The sequence below is a fragment of the Pseudoalteromonas sp. SG45-2 genome, from assembly GCF_014164115.1.
Taxonomy (GTDB): Bacteria; Pseudomonadota; Gammaproteobacteria; order Enterobacterales; family Alteromonadaceae; genus Pseudoalteromonas; species Pseudoalteromonas distincta.
The window spans coordinates 1-251 of the sequence record NZ_JACJEO010000083.1 but is presented as its reverse complement, the minus strand read 5'-3'; the positions used below and the strand labels follow the sequence as shown (position 1 = coordinate 251).

The 251-nt window shown below is 46.2% G+C and carries 1 rRNA gene; it reads left to right on the top strand.

Annotation, left to right across the window (positions count from 1 at the left end):
- Positions 1-49 precede the first annotated feature (49 nt).
- Positions 50-251 (top strand): 16S ribosomal RNA (locus tag H5116_RS20195); the annotation flags it as partial.

Below are 251 nucleotides of genomic sequence, written 5' to 3'. Positions count from 1 at the left end.
TATTAAAAAATTCAGAATTCATTGAGCTGTCGAAAGACATAAAACTTTTTAATTGAAGAGTTTGATCATGGCTCAGATTGAACGCTGGCGGCAGGCCTAACACATGCAAGTCGAGCGGTAACAGAAAGTAGCTTGCTACTTTGCTGACGAGCGGCGGACGGGTGAGTAATGCTTGGGAACATGCCTTGAGGTGGGGGACAACAGTTGGAAACGACTGCTAATACCGCATAATGTCTACGGACCAAAGGGGG